Below are 3,025 nucleotides of genomic sequence, written 5' to 3' on the forward strand. Positions count from 1 at the left end.
GGCACACCAAAAGAGAAGTTTGACGGCGAGGCGCGCGTTGCGATGACGCCCGACTCGGCGCGTCAGTTGCAAAAGCTGGGCTTTGACTGCGCCATCGAAAGCGGCGCAGGTGCGGCTGCCGGTTTTTCGGATGCAAGTTACGAAGAAGCCGGGGTCGAGGTCATCAAGACCGCCGCCGCGCTTTGGAAGGCGGCTGACATCATCGCCAAGGTGCGCCAGCCCGACGCGACCGAGCTCAAGCGCTTGACCAAGGACAAGACGCTGATTTCCTTCTTCAATCCTGCCGGCAACGAAGAAGGGATGGAGGCGGCCAAATCCAAGGGTGCGACCGTGATCGCCATGGAAATGGTACCGCGCATCAGCCGGGCGCAGAAGATGGACGCGCTGTCCTCGATGGCCAATATCGCCGGGTATCGCGCGGTGATCGAGGCGGGCAACAACTTTGGCCGCTTCTTCACCGGTCAGGTGACTGCTGCTGGTAAAGTGCCACCTGCCAAGGTTCTGGTCGTCGGCGCGGGCGTTGCCGGTCTGGCCGCCATCGGCACCTCAACCTCGCTGGGGGCCATTACGCTGGCCTTTGATGTGCGTCCCGAAGTGGCCGAGCAGGTCGAATCAATGGGCGCGGAGTTTGTCTATCTCGATTTCAAAGAAGAACAGCAGGATGGCGCAGCAACCGGCGGCTATGCGTCGGTGCAGTCCGATGAGTTCCGCGAAGCGCAGCTTGCCAAGTTCCGCGAACTGGCCCCCGAGGTCGATATCGTCATCACCACCGCCCTGATCCCCAACCGCGAGGCGCCCGAGCTTTGGACCAAGGACATGGTCGAAGCGATGAAGCCGGGCTCGGTGATCGTCGATCTGGCCGCCGAGAAGGGCGGAAACTGCAAGCTGACCGTGGCTGATGAGAAGATCGTGACCGACAATGGCGTGACCATCATCGGCTATACCGACTTCCCCAGCCGGATGGCGGCGCAGGCCTCGACGCTTTATGCCACCAATATTCGCCACATGATGGCCGATCTGACGCCCGAGAAGGACGGTCAGGTCAATCATGACATGGAAGATGACGTGATCCGCGGCGCGACCGTGACCCATCAGGGTGAGATCACCTTCCCGCCGCCGCCGCCGAAGGTACAGGCAATCGCGGCGCAGAAGAAACCGGAAGTCAAGGAACTGACCCCGGAAGAAAAACGCGCCAAGGAAGTGGCCGAATTCAAGGCCCAGACCAAGCAGCAGGTCACGCTGCTGGCCGTTGGTGGCTTGCTGACGCTGCTGGTAGGCCTGATCGCACCGGCAAGCTTCATGCAGCATTTCATCGTCTTCGTGCTGGCCGTCTTTGTCGGCTTCCAGGTGATCTGGGGTGTGGCGCACAGCCTGCACACGCCGCTGATGGCGGTGACCAACGCGATCTCGTCGATCATCATTCTGGGCGCGCTGATGCAGATCGGGTCGGGTTCATTCCTGGTGATCCTGCTGGCGGGCCTGTCTGTCTTCATGGCCGGGATCAACATCTTCGGCGGTTTCCTCGTCACACGGCGCATGCTCGCCATGTTCCAGAAATCCTAAGGGGGGCCGAGAGATGGAATTTGGCTTTACTACTGCCGCCTATGTCGTTGCGGCTGTTCTCTTCATCCTGTCCCTTGGCGGGCTGTCCAACCAGGAAAGCGCCAAGCGCGCGGTCTGGTACGGGATCGTCGGCATGGCGCTGGCGGTCTTCGCCACGCTGATCGGGCCCGGTTCGGGCCTTTGGCTGCTGTCGCTTCTGCTGATTGCCGGTGGCGGTGCCATTGGTGTCTATGTGGCGCAGCGTGTGCAAATGACCGAGATGCCGCAGCTAGTGGCCGCGATGCACTCGCTTGTGGGTCTGGCGGCTGTTTTCGTCGGCTTCAACGCGCATTTCGAGATCAAGAACGTCGCCGAAGTGATGGCGGTTGTTGATGCCGCGCATGAGGCCGACCTGTCCGATCTGGGTGCCTTTGCCAAGCTGATCGCAAAGAAAACCTCGGCAGAGCTTGCGATCCTGCATGTGGAATTGTTCCTGGGTATCTTCATCGGTGCGATTACCTTTACCGGCTCGGTCATTGCCTATGGCAAGCTGGCAGGTAAAGTGACCTCGGCGGCAACCAAACTGCCCGGCGGGCATATGCTGAACGCAGGCGCTGCCGCGCTCTCGCTGATCTGTCTGGTCTGGTACACCAGTTCGGGCAGCTTCTTTCCGTTGTTCTTGATGACGCTGGCGGCGCTGTTCATCGGCTATCACCTGATCATGGGTATCGGCGGTGCCGATATGCCGGTGGTGGTGTCGATGCTGAACAGCTACTCGGGCTGGGCCGCGGCGGCGATTGGTTTCTCGCTGGGCAACGATCTGCTGATCGTTGTGGGTGCGCTGGTGGGCTCCTCCGGTGCGATCCTGTCCTACATCATGTGCAAGGCGATGAACCGTCACTTTGTCAGCGTGATCCTGGGCGGCTTTGGCGGCCCGCAGGGTGAGCAGATGGCCGTGGAGGGCGAGCAGATCGCGATCGAGGCTGACGGTGTGGCCGCAGCGCTGAACGATGCCGACAGTGTCATCATCATCCCCGGCTACGGCATGGCGGTGGCGCAGGCACAGCAGGCGGTCTCTGAGCTGGTTCGCAAGTTGCGTGCAGCGGGTAAGAATGTGCGTTTCGCCATTCACCCGGTGGCGGGCCGTTTGCCCGGTCACATGAACGTGCTGCTGGCCGAGGCCAAGGTGCCCTATGACATCGTGATGGAGATGGACGAGATCAACGAAGACTTCCCCGAAACGGACGTCGCCATCGTGATTGGCTCGAACGACATCGTGAACCCGGCCGCACAGGACGATCCCAACAGCCCCATCGCCGGCATGCCGGTTCTGGAATGCTGGAAGGCCAAGCAGGTCTTCGTCTCCAAGCGTGGGCAGGGCACCGGCTATTCGGGCATCGAGAACCCGCTCTTCTTCAAGGAGAACACGCGGATGTTCTACGGCGATGCCAAGGCGTCGCTCGACAAACTGCTGCCCATGATC

At 61.2% G+C, this 3,025-nt stretch carries 2 protein-coding genes; both read left to right on the top strand.

Annotated features, from left to right (window positions below; all coding sequences use genetic code 11):
• Positions 1-1,563: Re/Si-specific NAD(P)(+) transhydrogenase subunit alpha (locus Q5Y75_RS28240; RefSeq protein ID WP_306203622.1), on the top strand; the 1,563-nt coding region annotated here is incomplete at its 5' end.
• 13 nt (positions 1,564-1,576) lie between these two features.
• The coding region (locus tag Q5Y75_RS28245; protein ID WP_306203623.1) for an NAD(P)(+) transhydrogenase (Re/Si-specific) subunit beta at positions 1,577-3,025 on the top strand (1,449 nt) is incomplete at its 3' end.

The sequence above is a fragment of the Ruegeria discodermiae genome (genome assembly GCF_030758345.1).
Classification (GTDB): Bacteria; Pseudomonadota; Alphaproteobacteria; order Rhodobacterales; family Rhodobacteraceae; genus Ruegeria_C.